Raw genomic sequence first — 19332 nt, 5'->3', positions numbered from 1 at the left:
ATAAGTATAAACTTGCCCTCTCTGCCTCTTTCTTTGTTTTGTCATCCTGAAAGGATCTTGGTGGAAGGGAGATGAAACTTATGCTAAGCAAGACGTTCTGTTCCTCCTACATCAGCCCAAAATCCCCCTTTGAAGGGGGTAGGGGAATGTTCCTCTTGATCCTAAACTAACCCGTTTATACTTCAGCGCAAGTATACTTGCGTTCTCACAGGCAAAAACTATAAGCAAACTGTCATTTCGACGCTAGGAGAAATCTGAAACCGAATCCTAAAGGAATATCAAACAGATCTCTCCTTACGTCGAGATGACAGCATGGCCGGAGTGACTCCTTTCGCAATTGCCCTAATCCACAAAGCTTATACTTGAATGGAAGTAATATCAAGCTCCCCTCCTGGGGTAGAGGCCCTCTTTAAAAAACAAGGAGGGTAGGGGTGGTTGGACCCGGTACTACAACGCTCATACTTCAAAAGCACCATCAGCCTAATCCTTCCCGGTTTTATGTAAAAGCTCCTCAATAAAAAGAGGTAAAACCAAGAGCAGCTAAACTCCCCGGATTGACATTAATCCTGATATTAACTGACATTTGTCATGTTTTCCGGGGGCGGTCTTGCTGAAATTTGCATTTGTAATCGACCCGATCACCATGCAAAACCAGTTTAAAGCACTTACCCTATCCTACAAAAATGCCCCAATCGCTATTCGCGAAGAGGTGGCTCTGAACGAAATCGGCTGCCGTAACCTGCTGGACAAGATCCGGGAGTTTACCGGGGCCCGGGAGGTGCTGGTGCTTTCTACCTGCAACCGCACGGAAGTATACTATGCCTCTGAAAAAGACCTTTCGCGCGAGATCGTAAAGCTGCTGGCCATCGAAAAAGGCTTTGTCGCTACCAAACGCATCCAGCCATACTTCCTCTCCATCACGGACCCGGCCGAGGCAGTGCAGCATTTATTCCGGGTATCGCTGGGGCTGGAGTCGCAGGTAGTGGGCGATATGCAGATCATGAACCAGGTAAAGAACGCCTACCAATGGGCAGCAGATGCTGGTATGGCCGGCCCGTTTCTCCACCGCCTCATGCACACGATCTTCTTTACAAACAAGCGTGTTTCCAATGAGACGGCCTTCCGAGATGGCGCCGCTTCGGTAGCCTATGCTACGGTAGAGCTAGTAGAGGAGCTCACGCAACACCTGCCAGACCCACGGGTACTGATGATCGGTGTGGGCGAGATCGGGGCCAACGTGTGCGATAACTTCGGCAAATCACGTATCGGCAACATTACCATTGTAAACCGTACCCACCACAAGGCGCTGGAGCTGGCGCAGAAATGCCAGGCCAAAGCAGCTTACTGGGAGAACGTGTGGGAAGAGATAAAGCAGGCTGATGTGGTAATTTCTTCGGTACCCGGCGATTGCTTTTTTATCAGCAAAGCGGACGTGGAAAAACAGAAGCAGCTCTCCCCCCAATTCTTCATCGACCTCTCCATGCCGCGCAGCATCGACAAGGAACTGGAAATGTTGCCTGGTACTTGTGTTTACAACATTGATGGTATTCGCAACCGAACCACCGAAGCGCTGGCATTACGCCTGGCAGCCATTCCGCAGGTGCACCAGATCGTGGCCGAAGCCATAGCGGAGTTCCAGAACTGGACACGCGAAATGATCATGTCGCCGGCGCTGCAGCAATTTAAAACCCGGCTGGAGGTTATCCGTCAGCAGGAACTTGCCCGCTACATGAAAAAGCTGGGTGCCGAAGAAAAAGAAATGGTAGAAGCCATCACACAGAATATACTGAACAAGATCGTGAAAATGCCGGCGCTGGAACTGAAAGCCGCTTGCCAGCGTGGCGATGCCGATGCCCTGGTAGAAAGCCTGCGCCTGTTGTTTGACCTGGAGCAAACCCACGTAAAGGCATAGGTACTTTTAACAGCAGTTGCGGCATCAGCTATAACAAATATAAAAGCCCGGCAGAAAGTATGTGCTTTCTGCCGGGCTTTTATATTTTAGGTAGGATGTGCCAGGTTTATACTTGCAGCTGATCAGCAAGACCTTCTTTCCCTAAAACTGGTAAACCACCTGCCACTGCTCGTTTAGCGCGAGGGCCGCGTCGAAGGGTTGGCCTGTCTTTTCAGAGATGAAGCCTTTGATCGTGGGTGTTTTTCCTTTCAGCAACAAGGCATGGATATGCTTGTCGGTGAGCTGCTTGCCGCCTTTCTCAAACGGCACAAGAAACTGGCAGCCTTCCCGGAAACGGCTGCAGCCGTAAGCCGATTTGCCTTTGAGCAACCGGCCTTGCTTGCAGCGCGGGCATTGAGCCAACGGGTCCTTTGCTTCTGCTTTGGCTACTTTTTCCAGTACCACCTGTTTACTGGCATCCAGTGTAAGAATGGCATCAAAACTCTCGCCCTGTCCGTCTTTAAACCCTTTGATAACAGGTGTTTTACCTTTGCTGAGCAATGCCTGCACCTGCTTTTCGGTGAGTTGCTTGCCCTGCTGCTCGATGGGGAGCAGGAAGCGGCAGCCTTCTTTGTAGCGGCTGCAGCCGTAGGCTTTGGAACCTTTTAGAATGTGGCCTTGCTGGCAGGCCGGGCAGGCGCCAAGTCCCGGGCCTGCCACAGCAGCGGCTTTCGGAGCGGCGGCAGTGGGCGTTTTTTTGGCACCTTTGGCGGCGGGTTTCTGCTCCTGCTGCTGGGGCTCCAGCGTTACGGTGGCTTTGTCATACTTTACTTCCTGCACTAGGCTCACCACAAATTCCTGCAGCTCCCGCAGAAAGGCATCGGCTTTAAACTCGCCGCCCTCTATCTGGCGAAGCTTGCGTTCCCATTGCCCCGTCATTTCTGCTGATTTGAGCGTTTGGTTCGGGATCACACCGATCAGGTCGATGCCCATCTGGGTAGGCACCAGCTTCTTTTTCTCCTTGCGGATATACTGGCGCTTGAACAGCGTTTCGATGATAGCAGCGCGGGTAGAAGGGCGGCCAATGCCATTTTCTTTCAGCGCCTCTTTCAGCGCTTCGTCGTCTATCTGGCGGCCGGCTGTTTCCATGGCGCGCAGTAGCGTGGCCTCGGTATATTCTTTCGGCGGGTTGGTCATCTTCTTGTCCAGGAGCGGGGCATGAGGCCCGTGTTCGCCTTTGTCGAAGTGGGGCAGCACCCTGGCCATTTCTTCCTCTTCCTTGTTCTCGCCTTCTTTGCTGCTTACAGGCTCAGACTTGATGTCTTCTGCGCCATAGAGCACGCGCCAGCCTGGTTCCAGGATCTGCTTGCCACGCACCCGGAACGCATAGCCCGCCGATTCGGCCAGCACCGTGGTATTGCTCACAATACAGTCGGGGTAGAAAGCGGCCAGAAAGCGGCGCGTAATGATATCGTATACATCGGCCTCGCGGCCATACAGGCTGTTTGCGGCTGCCCCGGTGGGGATGATGGCGTGGTGGTCGGTAACTTTGTTGTTGTTAAATACCTTTTTGCTCTTACGGATCTTTTCCTGCAGCAGCGGGGCAACTTCCTGCTGGTAATTGCCCAGGCCCTGCAAAATGGCTGGTATCTTGGGGTAAATATCGTCGGGCAGAAACACGGTATCCACCCGCGGGTAAGAAACTACTTTTTTCTCGTAGAGGCTCTGCACCGTTTTCAGGGTTTCATCGGCCGACATGCTCAGCTTGTTGTTGCACTCGATCTGCAGCGAGGTCAGGTCGAAGAGCCGGGGCGCGGACTCGGTGCCCTTCTTGGTTTCCACGTCCGTTACCGTCAGTTCCGCCTCTTTAATGGCTTCCATGATCTGTTGGGCTTCTTCCTCTTTCTGAAAGCGGCCGTTGGTGCTCGAGAAGGTGGTGTCCCGGTAAACGGTTTTGAGCTCCCAGTAGGGCTGGGGCACAAAGTTGGCAATTTCGTGGTGGCGGTTCACCAGCATGGCCAGCGTGGGAGTTTGTACCCGGCCGATAGAAAGCATCTGGCGGCCCTGGGCATACTTGAGTGTAAACAATCGGGTGGCATTCAGGCCCAGCAGCCAGTCGCCAATGGCGCGGCTCTTGCCTGCCTGGTATAGCAGATCGAACTCGGAACCGTCCTTCAGCCGGGCAAAACCCTGACGGATAGCGTCTTCGGTGAGCGATGAGATCCAAAGGCGTTTAAAAGGCTTGTTATACTTCGCTTCGGTTAGTACCCAGCGCTGGATCACTTCCCCTTCCTGACCGGCATCCCCGCAGTTGATTACCTCGTCGGCCTTGTCGAGCAACTCCTTGATGATTTTGAACTGCTTTTGCACACCACTGTCCTTCATCAGCTTGATACCATACTTTTCGGGTAGCATGGGCAGGTCGTAGAGGCTCCAGCGCTTCCACTCAGGGCGGTAATCGTCGGGCTCGCGCAAAGTGCAGAAATGCCCGAAGGTCCAGGTAACCTGGTAGCCGTTGCCTTCAAAATAGCCGTCTTTGCGGGCTTTGGCGCCAAGTACCTGGGCTATTTCGCGGGCCACGCTCGGTTTTTCAGCAATGCATACTTTCACGCTTTTCTAAGGATTACAGGATTCTAGAGAAGTCAAATTTACGGTTTTTAAGGCGTATGTGCGAATTTTATGATGTATAAAACGGAGGGGGTAAGTGGCATAAAGGGTGCTTTTGCTGAGGTTATCTGCTAGTTGCTATTCTTCCGTTTTGTTTGCTGCGATATTTGGTAGTGGATGTTCAACGCTTGGGTTTATACTTTCAGCTATACTTTCTTTCGGCGGCTGGTTTTTTTGGCTGTACTATGTAGCTAGCTGTATTCCTCAGTTTTATACTTGGCTTGTTTCATCTTTAGCTTTGGAACGCTCCAAGCCCGCGGGGCCTCGTCCTTGGGCATCGCGCTGTGGCGTGAAGCTGCTCCTCGCTACACTGTGGGCTGCCCTGACGGGCACCGCAACACACCAAGGCGCTCCACCCAAGGACTGGAATCATTCGATAGCTACTGTCTATCACGACCGTTACTCGTAGGGACAGGTCGCGACCTGTCCGCGCGAAGGCAGCCGCTCTGAAAGTATAACCTAAGTATGAACTTACTCTCTTTTTGTCATCCTGAAAGGATCTTGGTGGAAGAGAGAGAAGCCACTACTACGCAGGCGTTCTGTTCCTTCTCCATCAACCCAATGTCCCCCTTTGAAGGGGGTAGGGGGAAGGTATCACCTAACCTAAGCTGCTTTTACTTTGACTAAAGTATGCTTACTAGCAAAACCATCTACAAACTGTCATTTCGACGCAAGGAGAAATGTGTTACAAACACTTGAAGGAATTCTGGACACATCTCTCCTATCGTCGAGATGATAGCAAGGAGCGAGTTACTCTTTTCTCAACAGCCCGTATCTACACTGCTTATACTTAAGCCAAAGTAAGTATAAGCTCCCCTCCTGGGGGTAGGGGCCCTCTTTAAAAAACAAGGAGGGGCCAGAGGTGGTTGGACCCGGTACCACTCCGCTTATACTTTAGCAAGAACCACCAGTCAAATTCTGTTCTCCATCACCCAAAGTATAAATCAGGTCCCTATGATGTGGCAGGAGCCAGCAGGGGCTAACAAGTATGAAAAGATACTCGGCCTAAACAAGTACAACTTTATTAGAGGAAGGTGGCAGCCAAAAGCTATTTCCTGATAATATAAACAAACAATAAAGAAGGGATAGCGGCTGCATCGAAACATTCCGACCCTCCGGACGGTACAATGAAGCAACAAGTATAGAGATATATACACTTATGTTTATAAAGCTAAAACAGTATGGTCACACTGCCCTTGGCCCGGCCTTACTTCTGCTGCTGGCACTGAGTAACCAGGCCTGCGAAGAATTTGAGTACAGCCCCTACGAGGTTCGGCTGGAGGAGGGAGAGAAACAGATCAACCAACGCAACATCGCCCGCATTGAGGCCCTGAACATTGCCCCCGAGGATACATTCCAATTTATTCTGGCTTCGGATGTGCAGGGGTTTTATGAAGAGAACGAGGCCATGGTCAAAAATATCAACCGGCGAAACGATATCGCTTTTCTGCTGCTGGGCGGCGACCTGACAGACTTCGGGCTGGCAAAGGAATTCAAGCTGATCAACGAAGATTTTGGGACCCTGCATATGCCGTATGTAGCGGTTGTAGGCAACCATGATGCGGTGAACAACGGGCAGCAGGCCTTCAAAGCCATGTACGGTGATTTTAATACCAGCTTTGCGATAGGCAACAGCAGGTTTATACTGCTGAATACAAATTATATAGAGTTCGACAAGCAGGTGCCCGACCTGGATTGGTTGGAGAAAGAGCTGGCGGCCTCTGCCGGTTACAAGAATATTTTTGTCTTATCGCATATACCGCCCGGAAACTATGAGTTTGGGAAGGAGAACCGCGCCCGTTACGAACAGCTCATGAGCCAGTATCATGTTACCTATTCATTGCACGGCCACAACCATAAGTTCAATGCCTATTACCCCTACGATGGCACCGTGCCTTATGTGCAAACCGCTGCCGCCGAAGATCGCGAGTACCTGGTGTTTACGGTAACAGGGGAGTACGTAAGTTTTGAACGCGTCAATTTTTAAGAGCCCTACCTCCATGAAGTTAAAATTACTGATCGGGATGGTTTGCCTGATGGCATTGCCTTCCCTCGCCCGCAGCCAGGAGGCAGACACAACTTCCTCGCGCAAATGGTATGCGCCGGATGGGGTTACACTGCAGTTTGCCGGTAACATAGGCTTGTTGTCCGTGGCACCCAGTTATGATTTTGCGCACGATAAAATTACGGCCGAGTTGTTCTATGGCTTTGTGCCTAAATTTGATGCCGACGAAGCCCTGCACCTACTCACCTTAAAAGGCGTTTACAAGCCATTCGGGAAAGTACCTTTAACCAACGATTTTTCGGTAACACCGCTGCGTGTAGGGCTGGGGCTGAGCTATTATTTCAGAAGCCAGTTCTCTACCAACTGGTCCAATGCGTACCCTACCAGCGATTATTATTGGTGGACCAGTAGCCTGCGGCTGACCGGCGGTTTAGGACCGGCCCTGAATTATACCCTGCCCAACAGCAGCACCTTTAAAGAACTAAGCCTTTATGGCGACGTAGGTACCTATGACCTCATCGCTACTTCTGCGTTCAAAGATAAGACACTGACCACCTGGGATATTCTTAATTTTGCAGTGGGTGTACGGATAAGTATCAGGTAAGTATGGTTTGAAAGAACAGGCAGATGCAGCCTATCGGAAAGACAATCGTTATACTTGGAATCGTGTTGGTGCTTGTCGGGCTGGTGGTCTGGCTGGCCGGCGATAAGTTGAACTGGTTTGGGCACTTGCCCGGCGATATCCGCATCGAGCGGAAGAACGTTCGCTTTTATGCGCCCTTTATGAGCATGCTGCTGCTCAGCATCCTGTTGTCGCTGCTGCTTTGGCTGTTCCGCCGGTTCTTTTAAGATATTTTCGTATTCGTTATACTTTCCTATCTTGCTGCTTCCAAAGTGCCGTCAACTTTTATGCACCTGATATAGCCGGTAAATGTGCTTGCCTTGCTGGCGGAGGGACTGCAATTGCGGCGGCACTGACTACTGTTCTGAACCAAGCTGTATGTTTTTTATCCTCTCCAAAACCCTGCATTTTCTGCTGATGCCTTTCCTATGGGTGCTGGCGCTCCTTCTTGGTGCCCTTTTTCTGCGGTCAGCGCAAAAGAAACGCATTTGCCTTGTTGCAGTGCTGGTTATACTTGTTGTGCTCTCCACCCCTTTCCTGAGTAACGAAGCCTGGCGTGCCTGGGAAGTAGCAGCTGTCCCGATCCGTACGATAGGGCATTATGATGCCGCTGTTATTTTAACTGGTGTGACTTCCTACCGCGAAGACATCCCCGACCGGATCAACACCTCCAGAGGATCTGACCGCTTTCTGCACCCTTTGCAGCTCTACCGGGCGCATAAGATCGATAAATTTATTATAACCGGTGGCCATGGAAAAGTGCTGGGAGGAGGCGTGCCGGAAGCCGACCAGATAGAGAAAGTGCTGCTGATGGCCGGCATACCCGCAGAGGCGATCATTACCGAAAGCAACAGCCGGAATACCCACGAAAATGCGCTTAACACGGCATCCCTACTGCAGCAGCACCCCGGTATCAATCGCTTGTTGCTGGTAACCTCTGCTTTCCATATGCGGCGTGCAGCCGGCTGCTTCGCTAAGGCAGGCGTAGCGGCAACAAGCTTCAGTACCGATTTCTATTCCAAGCCTCGCCAGTTCACCCCCGACGAACTGATTATCCCCAGCGTAGATGCTTTCGGGAGCTGGCACCTGCTCATCCACGAGATCTCGGGCTACCTGGTGTATAAGGTGCTGGGTTATTGTTAAGAAAATTTGGAGATGTGGAAATTTGAAGATGAGTAGATTTGATGAAAAGCATTTTCAAATTTTCACACCTTCAAATTTCCACATCATCAAACCAATCACTCCACCCAGATACTTTTCTGGTTTACAAATTCGCGGATGCCCAGGTAGGAGAGCTCGCGGCCATAGCCGGACTTTTTGATTCCGCCGAAAGGCATTTCGGGAGATGAGGCGACCATGGCATTCACGAACATGGCGCCGGTTTCTACCTGGCGCGCTACACGTAGTCCGCGTTCTTTGTCGGTGGTCCACACGGCGCCGCCCAGCCCGTAACGCGAGTCGTTGGCAATGCGGATAGCCTCTTCCTCGTCGCGGGCGATAAAAACGGCTGCTACCGGGCCAAACATTTCCTCGTCGTAGGCAGGCATTCCGGGCGCCACGTTCTTGAGGATCATGGGTTTGAAGTAGGCGCTGTTCGTGTCGGTGCGCCCGCCTTCCAGCACCACTTGGGCGCCTTTTTTAACGGAGTCCTGCACCTGTTGCTCCAGCTCCACGGCCAGGTCTTTGCGGGCCATGGGCCCGTAGTCACAGTCTTCGGTCAGCGGATCGCCCGTTTTCAGGTTCGCCATCTTTTCCTTCATTTGCTTCAGAAACTCGTCGGCGACAGCTTCCACCACAATAAACCGTTTAGCAGCAATGCAGCTTTGGCCAGTGTTCACCATTCGCGATTTTACCGCGAAGGTGGCGGCCTGCTCCAGGTCCGCATCTTCCAGCACAATAAAGGCATCGCTGCCCCCCAGCTCCAGCACGGTTTTCTTTATCTCCTGCCCGGCCTTTTCGGCTACCTTCGAGCCGGCAGCCTCACTGCCAGTCAGGGTCACGGCTTTTACCAGCGGGTGCGCAATCACGGCATCCACGTCTTTGGAGCCGATGAGCAGCGCCTGGAACACGTCGTCCGGAAAGCCCGCTTTCCGGACAATCTCTTCAATTGCCAGGGCGCATTGCGGCACGTTAGAAGAGTGCTTCAGCAGGCCAACGTTACCGGCCATCAGTGCCGGGGCCAGGAAGCGGTATACCTGCCAGAAGGGGAAATTCCACGGCATCACGGCCAGCACAATGCCCAGGGGCTCGAAGGCAATCAGGCTTTTGGAGGCCCGGGTGTCGATCTCTTCGTCTTTGAGGAAGTCAGCTGCGTTGGCAGCGTAGTAGCGGCATACACTGGCGCATTTTTTTACTTCGGCAATGGCATCCTTTACCGGCTTGCCCATTTCCAGGCTGATGATGCGGCCATACTTCTCTGCCTCATTCTCTAAAATAGCCGCCTGCTGCTGCATGCATTTTGCCCGCTCGTCAAAGCTTACCTTTTTCCACTGCTGAAAAGCGTTTTCCCCCCTCTGGATCTTCTGGGTTACTTCTTCAGGCGTGTGGGGTTCAAATGTCTTGACCAGCTCGCCGGTAGCCGGGTTTATTGTTACTATGCCCATGTTGTTTTTGTTGTGCTGTAAATTTATTAGAAACGGCGCTCAAAGTATGTTGTTGCTGTTTTTCACGCTGCCTGCCGAAACCAAAGTATGCATTTCATACGGTTTTGTGAACCAGGGGCCGTAGGTTAAAACAAGTTGTAAGCGCAACCGCTTGCAAGTATAACCTATTTTATATGGAGGATAGGCTGTATTTTATCCCAGCCATACACATCTTCACGGAACTGCACCTGCATGTGCTCATCTGCCCAGGCCGTCATATACACGATCACTAAAGGCAACGGCTGCCGCAGGCGGATGTAGCTGTTGGGTTTAGACGTGGCAATGAGGTGGGCAACATCAGCATCGCTGTACCCAAAGCTTTTCTTTAGCAGGTAATCGGCTAGCTGTATAGGTTTTTCGAGGCGCATGCACCCGTGGCTGTAGGCCCTTGGGAAAGTCTGAAACAAGGCTTTATGCGGCGTGTCGTGCATGTACTGGGCCACGCGGTTGGGAAATAAGAACTTTACCTGGCCGAGCTCGTTGTCGCTGCCAGGCAGTTGCACAATCCGGAAGTTGTAATTGCTGCTGTTGATGTTATTCCAGTTTATGCGCCAGGGATTTAAGCGAACAGCACTGCCATCGCTCCTGTCTTTTAGCAGCTGCATGTGCTTGCGCGACAGGTAGCCGGGGTTGCGCCGCAGGATGGGCAAAAGCTCTTTTACAGCAATGGAGCGCGGCACATTCCACTCGGGGCGGAGCACCACCATGTTTAGCTTACTAGCCACCGGGTAGGTCGGCAGAGAAGGTTTGCCCACAATAACGGCCATGTGCAGCAGGGTGCGGTTGCTGTCTATTACCTGCAGGCTATAGTCCGGAATGTTGATCAATACATACGGCTGCGCCAGATGCACCGAGGCGGCATTCCAACGGGTGAGGCTCCATTCTAACTGTAACAGCCGATGGTAAGGCGGGATATTCATCGCCCGGACGGTTTGCGGCCCCATATAGCCGTCGGCCCGGAGGCCATGCCGTTGCTGAAAGCGTTTTACAGCGGCTTCAATTGCCGGCGTGTATACTGAATTTTCACTCTTTTTCTCTCCCGGCAAGTCGCCGGCCAGCACCAGGTTCTCCTGGAGCAGCGGCACGAAACTATTTTTATCTCCCGGCCTTAAAAGCAGGGTATCCGGGAAAGTATGCCAGGTCTTTGCTTCGGCCAGTTTCTCATATTGGGCGATAACCTGCAGGAAACGTTGTTGCTGGGCATCAAGGACCACGGCAGGCGCAGGCAGGGCCTGGCCGTAGAGCAGGGGTGTACTGACGAGGCAGAGTACAAAAATCCACAAAGGCACCATCGCAAGAAAGTAGAAAGCAAGCTTGCTTCTATGTACGGAATTCGATGGGGTCTGTGGTATGTGCCGCTTTATAACTAATTTTGCCTGAGTTTGTTGAGAGGAGGAACGTGCCGTCTCCTGCCGGTGCTGTTCTGCCTGATGCCGGATTCGGCAAGTATAAAGCAGGAAAAGACATCATTTAAAGTATAGCAAACAACCCGATATGGCTGCAACAATAGATAAAAGCACCCTTGCCTTTCTGGCCGACCTGGCAACCCATAATACGCGCGAGTGGTTTGGCGAACATAAGAAACGCTACGATGCTGCCCGAAAGAACTACATTACGTTTCTGGATGAGCTGCTGCAGGAAATGCAGCATTTTGAACCGGCGGCACGGGGCCAGCAGGGCAAAGACCTGGTCTTCCGTATTTACCGGGATGTGCGTTTCTCCAACGACAAGCGGCCGTACAAAGATCATTTTGGCGCCTACGTAGCCGAAGGCGGGCGCAAATCCATTCTGCCGGGTTATTACCTGCACCTGGCAGGAGGTAACAATTCGTTTCTGGCCGGGGGGCTGTGGTTTCCGCCGGCAGAGCAGCTAAAAGCCGTCCGGCAGGAGCTGGACTATAACCTGGATGCGTTTACAAGTATAGTGGAGGCTGCGGATTTTAAAAAGCGCTTTGGCGCCATACAGGGCGAACAACTCAAAACCACACCTAAAGGCTACGACAAAGAGAACCCGGCCATCCATTACCTGCGCTTTAAAAGCTGGAACGCCGTGATGCCTTTGCCCGACAAGGTGGTGCTGGGAGATGATTTTATGCAGGCAGTGTTGGACGGCTTCCGGGCCATCCAACCATTAAATGAATTTCTGCTGGCGCCGCTCCGTGAAGTAGGAAACTAGCTCAGGTGGCCAGGTTGGCATGCTGGCGGCGCTTACGGTAGAGGTATAACTCAACTACCAGCCACAGCAAAACCGTCATATATTCCAGCGTAAGCAACAGCACATCTTCCTGATGTGCCGGGCTGCGGTACGCTGCATACGCAAGTATGGCCAGCCCCGACCAGACCACGGCAAACCGGAAGTGGCTCACCACGGTTAGGGCCAGCAGCGTCGTCAGGTGCCAGGGGTACACCGATGGGGCTAAAAAAAAGTATACGGCCAGGGCAGCGGCCATGTAGCCCATCAGGCGCTGCGTGGAGCCCAACCGCTTAACAGAGGCCATGGACAAAACGGCGCCCAGGGTAACAGCCGCCAGGAGCGGTGCCAGACTACCAGCCAGGTCATAGCCGGCCAGGCGGAAACCCAGCCAGCGCAGCATGTAATACACGCTGGCATTAAACGCATTGTGGTGGAAGTATGCCTGTATACTTTGCAGCTGGTGCTGTGCCATGCCGGCAGTGGCCAGCGGGTAATACAGCGCCAGCACCGTTACCAGCATCACGCCCCCAAAAAGCATAAACCTTTTCAGATCGAGGCGCCGGAGTATAAAGGGCAGAAACAACAGGGGCAACAGCTTAACTCCTACTGCCAGGCCAAAGGCAATGCCCGCCAGCACCAACCGCCGGTGGAACAGCTGGAGCAGGGCCAGCAGCAGGAAAAAGATCAGCAGCGCCTCCAGGTGCAGGTTGCCCGTGAGCTCCAGAATAACCAGCGGGTTGAGGGCATAGAGCAGCAGGTATTTTTCAGGCAGAGCCATTTTGCGCAGCAGCCGCAGCAGCAACAACAGGCTGCCGACCTCGGCCAGCAGCAGCACGCAACGGATCACGACCACACTGCCCAACAGGTTTGCCGGGAACAGCCTGGCCCCCAGCCAGAATACTGCCTGCGGCACCGGCAAATAGGTGCTGTATACCTGTGCAGAAGGCAGCTGTTGGACCAGGTTCTCGGTAAGGCCTGCCGGTAGTGGTCGCGACAGCTGCGCGGGCAAGTATAGGTAGGGGTTTATGCCGGCAGCCAATAGACGCCCATCCCATACATAGCGGTAAAAGTTTTCGGATAGGGCCGGCAGGGCTAAGAGCAGTAGGATGCGGAACAAGATGGCCGCTCCCAGCCCCAGCCACAGGGGCAGTTTCTGGTTGATAAGATATACATAAGCGCCAAAGCAAAAGCCATACAACAGCAGCAGTTGCGTAAAGCTGGTACGCTGCGTAGCATAACCCAGCGCAACGTAGGCCACAGCCGAGAGCAGCAGCAAAATATAAGGGAGCAAGTTGCTTTTTAAAGGCTTCATGTTACTTGGCCAGGATAAACGGCATGATTTTAAGCGATGCGGAAGCAACGCATGCGAACGTAAATGCATGCCTTTTTACCCTGTTTTCCAACCCATATGGCCTGGCATAGTATGGCGCAGGCAGCCGCTTCCGTTTCGGTAAGGTACATATACTTTGGTTCAGCAAAGCATGTTTTCACCTCACGTGGCGGGCCCAAATTTCAAATGTTTTTAGGCGCTTTCCGGCTGAGGAATCCCGAAAAAAAAACCGGTGAAATAAGTTCAAAACCTATTTAAGAGTCTGGGAGGGAAAAGGCTTTGCCTGCGGCTGACGGCACGTATATTGGACTTATTTGGCATTTCGACCGGAAGGCTGTTCCTTTACAGCCATAACATTATAGCCCGCGGCGGGTTATACTTACAAAAGCAGCTACAACAATGAAAGATAATGCGATAAAAGTAGGCGACAAGGCCCCTGACTTTGAACTGCAGCGCCAGGATGGAACCCTGTTTCGCCTCTACGACCTGTTGAAAGAACGCAACGTGGTCCTGTACTTTTACCCAAAAGATAACACGCCGGGATGTACCAAGCAAGCCTGCGAGTTTCGGGATCAGTATGAAGTGTTCCGGGAACATGGAGCGGAGGTAGTTGGCATCAGCTCAGACAGCAGGGCGTCGCATCAGCGTTTTGAGCAGGCTTTTCAGTTGCCTTTCCTGCTGCTGAGCGATGTGGGAGGGCGCACCCGCGAACTATTCGGCGTGCCCCGCAAGCTGGGTTTGCTGCCTGGCCGCGTTACCTACATCATCGATAAAAGCGGCACGGTGCGCTATATTTTTAACTCCATGACGAAGCCGCTGGAGCATGTGCACAACGCCTTGAAAATGCTGCAGGAACTAGCAGCAGTATAAAGTAGAAGAGAAGTATAATGGATGCTTAGGCTTTAAACCAGAAAGGCCGGCTTCAGTAGCCGGCCTTTCTGGTTATAGATCAATTTGCCTTAGGGTTGCTTCAGCAGCTTTTTGCCATCGTAATATTCCACACTGATAAAGCCTTTTTCCTTGCTATAGAGCAGGCGTTTCAGATCGCTTGCTTTGGTGCTGTCCAGCTTTACCTCAAACACATTGTTATAATTAACGCCGTTTACCTGCAGTGTTGGGTATTTGGGGTTGTTTTCATCTACTTCCCAGGTGCCACGGTTTTCTACTGCCAGCTGCAGGGTAAAGTTCTCGGGCCTGCGTGTGATGAAAGTGCCCATAGCCAGGTATTTGTTTTTGGTATCCTGGATAATAGCGCCTGCCTGGGTATCCATTTTAGCGATGCACTTCTCTCCTTCATACCCCACGGCAGGCACATTGCCGCCGGATAAATCCACACAGAGGTAGGTAACAGGCTGGTTCGTTTCGTTGATAAAGCGTATCGTATCGCCGCGCTCATACGTTAGCCAGGCCTCATCGCCAGTTTGCAGCGGCGTGATCGTGGCCGGATCACAGGTATCGCAGGAGGAGAACAGCACGGTGCCCAGCAGCAGGGCGAAACCAACACTTAAAGATCTTTTCATAAAAGTAGAAAGGGTAGAGATAAAGGTATAAAATTGTTTATTCAAAATAAGAACGAATCATCAACACGACCCTTGAACGCACAGAAGGGTTGCATGCCGCCAAAATATTTAGCGCTGGGCCCGTGCCTTTCCGGCAAAGATTGGGGTATGGTATAAAGGCTGCTGCGCTATGGCTGTTATACTTTGCCCGGCCTGCAGGCATAAAAATGCGACAGCCGAAGAGAAAGCGTTTATACTTTCCTTCGGCTGTCGCTTAAAAGAATCTTTTCGTTAATTAGCTTATTTCCGAACGGGTATAGGTTGCGGTTGCAGTTTTGGCCTGAGTAGCAGCCAGCCCAGTATGCCGGCCAGGGTTCCGGATAAAAAAGTGAATAAAACAATCACCCAGCCATTTATTCCGCGCTGCTCTGCATCAAAGTATACCCACGTCAGCATAAAGCTGAGCAGTGTCAGGTACAGGACCACCATACCCAGGAAAATCATATTTGGTATCATTGCCATTATCGCCTCCATCATTCTCATCTTAAGTTTCACATTCCTGCGTCAGTACGGCAGGTATACTTGTTTAACAGCCGTAGAAGCCAATTTGTTTATTACTATTTGAAGATAAGCATTGGATTATTTGATAATTTGGTATGGTTGAATAGTATTTTACCCTAATCAAGTGCCTCCGGCTCTGATGGAGCATCGCTAAAACAACTATGCTGCCCCTTTTACCCGGCCCTGTTATCGGCAAAGTATATCCAGCAAAAGCCACTCCCGAGAGGGGAGTGGCTTTTGCTGGATATACTTTGCTGTGCTACTTCCGGATGACTAGTTTCTGCGTTTCTGATTTTCCGTTTGCTGTAATAGTCACGTAGTAAATTCCATTGGTCAGCTTATCCAGCGCCAGCACAGCCCCGTTGCGGGCTTCGGCAGCCTGTAGCTGTTTCTGCATCACTTGCTGGCCAAATACGTTTACCACCTGCACATCCACCATTCCGGTAATGCCGCTGGCTAGTTGCAGTTTTACGTTTTGCTGGGCCGGGTTCGGGTACAGGAGTGTGGCTTGCTGGACAGGCATCACGGCATTAGCTACCTGCGTTGTTGCCAGCGTGCCGGCTTTCAGCACCATGGTTTCAAGCGTGTCCGAAGCATTGCCGCCCCATTTGGTGGTAACGGAAGCGATGCCAGTAACGGTGGTCGGGTTAGAAACTATCTCTACATCATCCACATACCAGCCTGTTGCCCCTGTCAGAATATCGGAACCCATTCTGAAGCGGATCAGCACTTTCTGCCCTTTGTAGCTGCTCAGGTCTGCAATTGTCTGGATGTAGCCGTTGCTGCCACCGGTAAAGGCGGGTCCGTTGATAGTGGAGGCGTTCTCCAGCGGAATCTGGCTGTTATACCCGTTCTGGATCATTTTATCGCCCAGGTTGGTCCAGGTCAGGCCGCTGTTTGTGCTGATCTCTACTACGCCGCCATCGAAGCCGGCCTCCGAAGCATAGCTGTGCCAGAAGCGCAGCAAGGTATTCTCGCCCACAGTTACCGGTGTTGCAAAGCGCAGGTACTGGTCGCTGATAGCATCCGGATCTACGGCAAACCAAGCGGTTTTGCCACTGTGTGGGTTTTTCGTGTTCAGCTGCCAGTCGCTCAGGCCCAGGCCATGCGCCGTTTTCCATTTCGTGCCGCCATTTTCCATGTTATCCTGGAAGAAGACGTTCGTGCCATCGCCTTTTTTCACGGTTACTTTATAGGATTTGGTAACCGATTCGCCGGCGGCCATTTTCAGGTCCTTGAAAGTTACTTTGCCTCCGGAGAGCTTCGGCGCCTCTTTGCCTGATTCCTGCACAAAAGTGGTTCCGGCAGGCAGCAGGCTGCTGATGGCCACACCCGACAAGGCGCTAGCGGTATTGTTTTTAACGGCGATGTTGTAGGTAAGCACCTGTCCGTCTACCACCGGGGTTGGGTTGGCGCTCAGGTCGATGGCCAGCTGCGGGTTGCAGCTTGGGGGCATATCAAATGCCTCGGTACCGTCCAGCAGGTCATCGCTGCTGCCTTGTGTGGCGCTGTAGCCCAGGCCGCGTTTGGCAAATGCCCGCCAGATGTAGCATTGGTTGGCGCCGCCGTTGTTGATCTTGTCGGCAGCCAGTATGGCATCGCGCGAGTCTATGAAACCAGGGCTGCAGGGTTGCAGCTTCAAACCGTCCATAACCAGCTGCAGGGCCAGGTTGTTGCCGCCTTTTCCGTGGTAAATATCCGGGTCGTAGCCATACTCCTCAATCAGGCTCCAGTTGAGCTCCCATAAGATGGTGGCCCACAAAAAGCCCACCCCGTGCGCTTCGGCAAGTTCCGGGTTTTTGATGTTGCCATACGTATAAGGGTTGATACTCATGTCGGTGCTGTAAGGGGCCGGACGAATGCCCAGGCCGGTAGGTGCCTGCGACTGCACATAGGTGCCAATCCCACGGCCCTGCGAACCGGTATCTCCGGGCTTCATCGTCATGTAAAGTGCAAAATAATCGCTCCAGCCTTCTCCGCCCTGTTCGGCGTTGCTGATGCATTGCGTGCTGGGGCCGCCTGTTAAGCGGGTAGAAATACCATGGCCGTACTCGTGCGAAATGATACCGTTGTCCAGGTCACCATCCCGAAGGGGCGGCACGCCACCGTCGCGGCGTAAAGCGCCCGTTAAGCCTTGCGCCAGGGCAGCTTTCAGCTTGACGCCATCGGCTTTGCTGATCATAATGGCCGGGATCAGGATACCCGCGCCCACTTCATCGCCACCCATCGAGATTGGCTCTCCATCGGCATTGTTCACTACGATCACGCCTGTGGCGCCGGAAGCCTGCGCATTTAGCGCTTTCTCCTGGAACGTGCACTCGCCGCGGTCTATCAAAGCGATGTTGCCCAGTATGGCCGCCTGATTCGTGAAGGGCACTGGCACGGAGCCTTTTGGCAGGGCCGGTAGGCCGCTGCAGCCGTTGCTAGGGTCGGCCAGCACGATTTTGCCGGCCACACCTGTGGCATCAATGGCCGGACCAAAGCCTGCCTGCACGCCAATGTAAGCACCCGCTACAGAAGCCGGTGCATCGATGTGCAGCAGCTCGGCAGGCAGCGACGAAGACCACAAATACATCTGCATGCGGCCCGGAATGCCATCCTGCAAGGTCAGGAAGTTGGCATTGTTGGTGCCGCCGCCATCCTGTGCTTCTGCCATTACACCATCCAGTCCCTGACCGGCGCCGGTCAGGTTGGTTTGCTGGAAGTTGCCGCTTACTTCGTCAAAGCCAAACTGGTAAAAGACGTCGTGCATCAGGTTATTCCAGTAAAACAAATTGGTCACGGCCGCCTTTACATAGGTATCGGGCTCTTTGGCAAAATCAATCGGGAAGTCGAAAGTCAAATTCAGGCCCCCATCCGGGCTGGTACCGGCATTGGCGCCAGTGCGGTCTTCGTAGGCATGCACGTTGTTGCCCTTGGTAATAGTGTAAGATACAAGGCCATCGTTGTGCCAGCCCAGGGGTGAGGCAGCCGCATTTTCTTTTGTTGTTACCAGCGATCGCTCGCCAAAGTTAGGTGCTTCAAAAGGCGCATCCAGGATGCGGTACGTGCCGCTGGTGGCCAAAAGCGGCGCTGCCGTAGCGGCGGCTGCCTGGGTCTGTGGCGCAAACAACTGTTTGTATATGGCTTGCCGGGCTTTTAGCTCCGCAGCTTTCGTGCGGGAAGCCATAGTGGCTTTCGCCGCAGGGGCGTTCGCTACAGCGGCATCGGTCACTACTTCGGGTCCCCAGGTATCATGCACCACCAGGTCCGATTGCTGCAGCACATTGCCCGAGGCAGCGTCTACCTTCACCTGCCAGTAGTGCTGCGCATCGGTCGTGTAAATGCCTACTTCCCAGGCAAGTTTTATACTGCCGTCAGGCAGGGGCTGGTACGTTAGTTTAGCCGGGATAGGAGAGAGGGAAACGCCCCCGTCGCTGAGCAGCACCGCCTTGGCTGCCGCCGGAAGCTTGGCCGTGGGCGCTTTCTTTTCTTTTACCGCAATAGGCTTCTGTACTTTCAGTTTCAGGTGGGAAGCGGCTGCCTGGGCTGCCTGTTCAGGCGACAACGAAGCTCGGCTGCTTTTAATGAGCCCCTGCAGGTTCGGGATAAAACGGTTGCCAATGTTAATAACATTGCCGTCACGGTCTATGTTGATGTTGATGTTGGCTCCTTCTACTTCGATGCCTTGGAAGCGTTGGCGCAGGTAGAGGTGCGTGATGCCGTTGTTTTTGCTCACATACTGGTCTGTTACCACATAATCAGCAATATCGGCAGCACTTAGTTTATAGTCCTTTTTGGTTTCGTCGATGTGGCGTAAGGCAGTCTGCAGGGCCGACTGCGCATTTGCCGTGAGCGGCAGCAGGAGTAGGAACAAGCTCAGCAGGCTGAGCAAATTGTACAAAGCATTTCGTTTCATAAGTTGAAGGTTAGATTTAGAAGT

At 52.7% G+C, this 19332-nt stretch carries 14 protein-coding genes; 7 read left to right on the top strand and 7 right to left on the bottom strand.

The features are described 5' to 3' along the window. The first annotated feature begins 643 nt into the window (after nt 1-643). Nucleotides 644-1912: a glutamyl-tRNA reductase gene (gene hemA, locus LWL52_RS12010; RefSeq protein WP_242920694.1), complete on the top strand. Its 1269-nt coding sequence runs from the start codon at nt 644-646 to the stop codon at nt 1910-1912. 141 nt (nt 1913-2053) lie between these two features. On the opposite strand, the gene LWL52_RS12005 is transcribed toward hemA, so the two are convergent. Beyond that, nucleotides 2054-4501 (bottom strand): type IA DNA topoisomerase, encoded by a 2448-nt coding sequence (locus LWL52_RS12005; protein WP_242920115.1) that lies wholly within the window; start codon nt 4499-4501, stop codon nt 2054-2056. A gap of 1216 nt (nt 4502-5717) precedes the next feature. On the opposite strand from LWL52_RS12005, the gene LWL52_RS12000 reads away from it, so the two are divergent. The 4 genes from LWL52_RS12000 to LWL52_RS11985 all read left to right on the top strand — a co-directional run bounded on the left by LWL52_RS12000 (nt 5718) and on the right by LWL52_RS11985 (nt 8328). Beyond that, a complete protein-coding gene (locus tag LWL52_RS12000) occupies nt 5718-6545 on the top strand; it encodes a metallophosphoesterase family protein (RefSeq protein WP_242920113.1) in 828 nt (275 codons plus the stop codon). 13 nt (nt 6546-6558) lie between these two features. After that, on the top strand, nt 6559-7167 hold the full coding sequence (locus LWL52_RS11995) for a hypothetical protein (protein WP_242920111.1): 609 nt from the start codon (nt 6559-6561) through the stop codon (nt 7165-7167). A gap of 23 nt (nt 7168-7190) precedes the next feature. Further along, the gene (locus tag LWL52_RS11990; RefSeq protein ID WP_242920109.1) at nt 7191-7412 is read left to right on the top strand and encodes a DUF2905 domain-containing protein; all 222 of its coding nucleotides are present in this window, start codon (nt 7191-7193) and stop codon (nt 7410-7412) included. A 151-nt stretch (nt 7413-7563) separates the two neighbouring features. Continuing rightward, on the top strand, nt 7564-8328 hold the full coding sequence (locus LWL52_RS11985) for a YdcF family protein (RefSeq protein ID WP_242920107.1): 765 nt from the start codon (nt 7564-7566) through the stop codon (nt 8326-8328). A gap of 95 nt (nt 8329-8423) precedes the next feature. Here the strand turns inward: LWL52_RS11985 and LWL52_RS11980 are convergent, their stop codons facing one another. Both LWL52_RS11980 and LWL52_RS11975 read right to left on the bottom strand, forming a co-directional pair. Beyond that, nucleotides 8424-9788 carry an NAD-dependent succinate-semialdehyde dehydrogenase gene (locus LWL52_RS11980; RefSeq protein WP_242920105.1) on the bottom strand — a complete coding sequence of 455 codons (1365 nt, stop codon included), beginning with the start codon at nt 9786-9788 and terminating at the stop codon, nt 8424-8426. Between the two features lie 164 nt (nt 9789-9952). Continuing rightward, nucleotides 9953-11110, bottom strand: a complete 1158-nt coding sequence (locus LWL52_RS11975) for a L,D-transpeptidase family protein (RefSeq protein ID WP_242920103.1) — start codon at nt 11108-11110, stop codon at nt 9953-9955. A gap of 211 nt (nt 11111-11321) precedes the next feature. On the opposite strand from LWL52_RS11975, the gene LWL52_RS11970 reads away from it, so the two are divergent. After that, nucleotides 11322-12002: a DUF2461 domain-containing protein gene (locus tag LWL52_RS11970; RefSeq protein WP_242920101.1), complete on the top strand. Its 681-nt coding sequence runs from the start codon at nt 11322-11324 to the stop codon at nt 12000-12002. A 1-nt stretch (nt 12003) separates the two neighbouring features. Here LWL52_RS11970 and LWL52_RS11965 read toward each other — a convergent pair whose 3' ends face one another. After that, complete coding sequence (locus LWL52_RS11965) at nt 12004-13332, bottom strand: MptA/MptB family glycosyltransferase (RefSeq protein WP_242920099.1); 1329 nt, start codon at nt 13330-13332, stop codon at nt 12004-12006. A gap of 417 nt (nt 13333-13749) precedes the next feature. On the opposite strand from LWL52_RS11965, the gene LWL52_RS11960 reads away from it, so the two are divergent. Next, nucleotides 13750-14220, top strand: coding sequence for a peroxiredoxin (locus LWL52_RS11960; RefSeq protein WP_242920097.1), 471 nt, complete (start codon nt 13750-13752; stop codon nt 14218-14220). Nucleotides 14221-14309: 89 nt separating this feature from the next. Here LWL52_RS11960 and LWL52_RS11955 read toward each other — a convergent pair whose 3' ends face one another. The 3 genes from LWL52_RS11955 to LWL52_RS11940 form a co-directional block, all read right to left on the bottom strand. Further along, nucleotides 14310-14870, bottom strand: coding sequence for a hypothetical protein (locus tag LWL52_RS11955; RefSeq protein WP_242920095.1), 561 nt, complete (start codon nt 14868-14870; stop codon nt 14310-14312). 279 nt (nt 14871-15149) lie between these two features. Beyond that, on the bottom strand, nt 15150-15371 hold the full coding sequence (locus LWL52_RS11950; RefSeq protein ID WP_242920093.1) for a hypothetical protein: 222 nt from the start codon (nt 15369-15371) through the stop codon (nt 15150-15152). 298 nt (nt 15372-15669) lie between these two features. Beyond that, on the bottom strand, nt 15670-19308 hold the full coding sequence (locus tag LWL52_RS11940) for a T9SS-dependent M36 family metallopeptidase (protein WP_302467790.1): 3639 nt from the start codon (nt 19306-19308) through the stop codon (nt 15670-15672). Between the last annotated feature and the right edge of the window lie 24 nt (nt 19309-19332).

The organism is Pontibacter liquoris (genome assembly GCF_022758235.1).
GTDB classification, from domain to species: domain Bacteria; phylum Bacteroidota; class Bacteroidia; order Cytophagales; family Hymenobacteraceae; genus Pontibacter; species Pontibacter liquoris.
The sequence above is the reverse complement of the archived record's forward strand: the minus strand, read 5'-3'. Positions and strand labels throughout refer to the sequence as shown.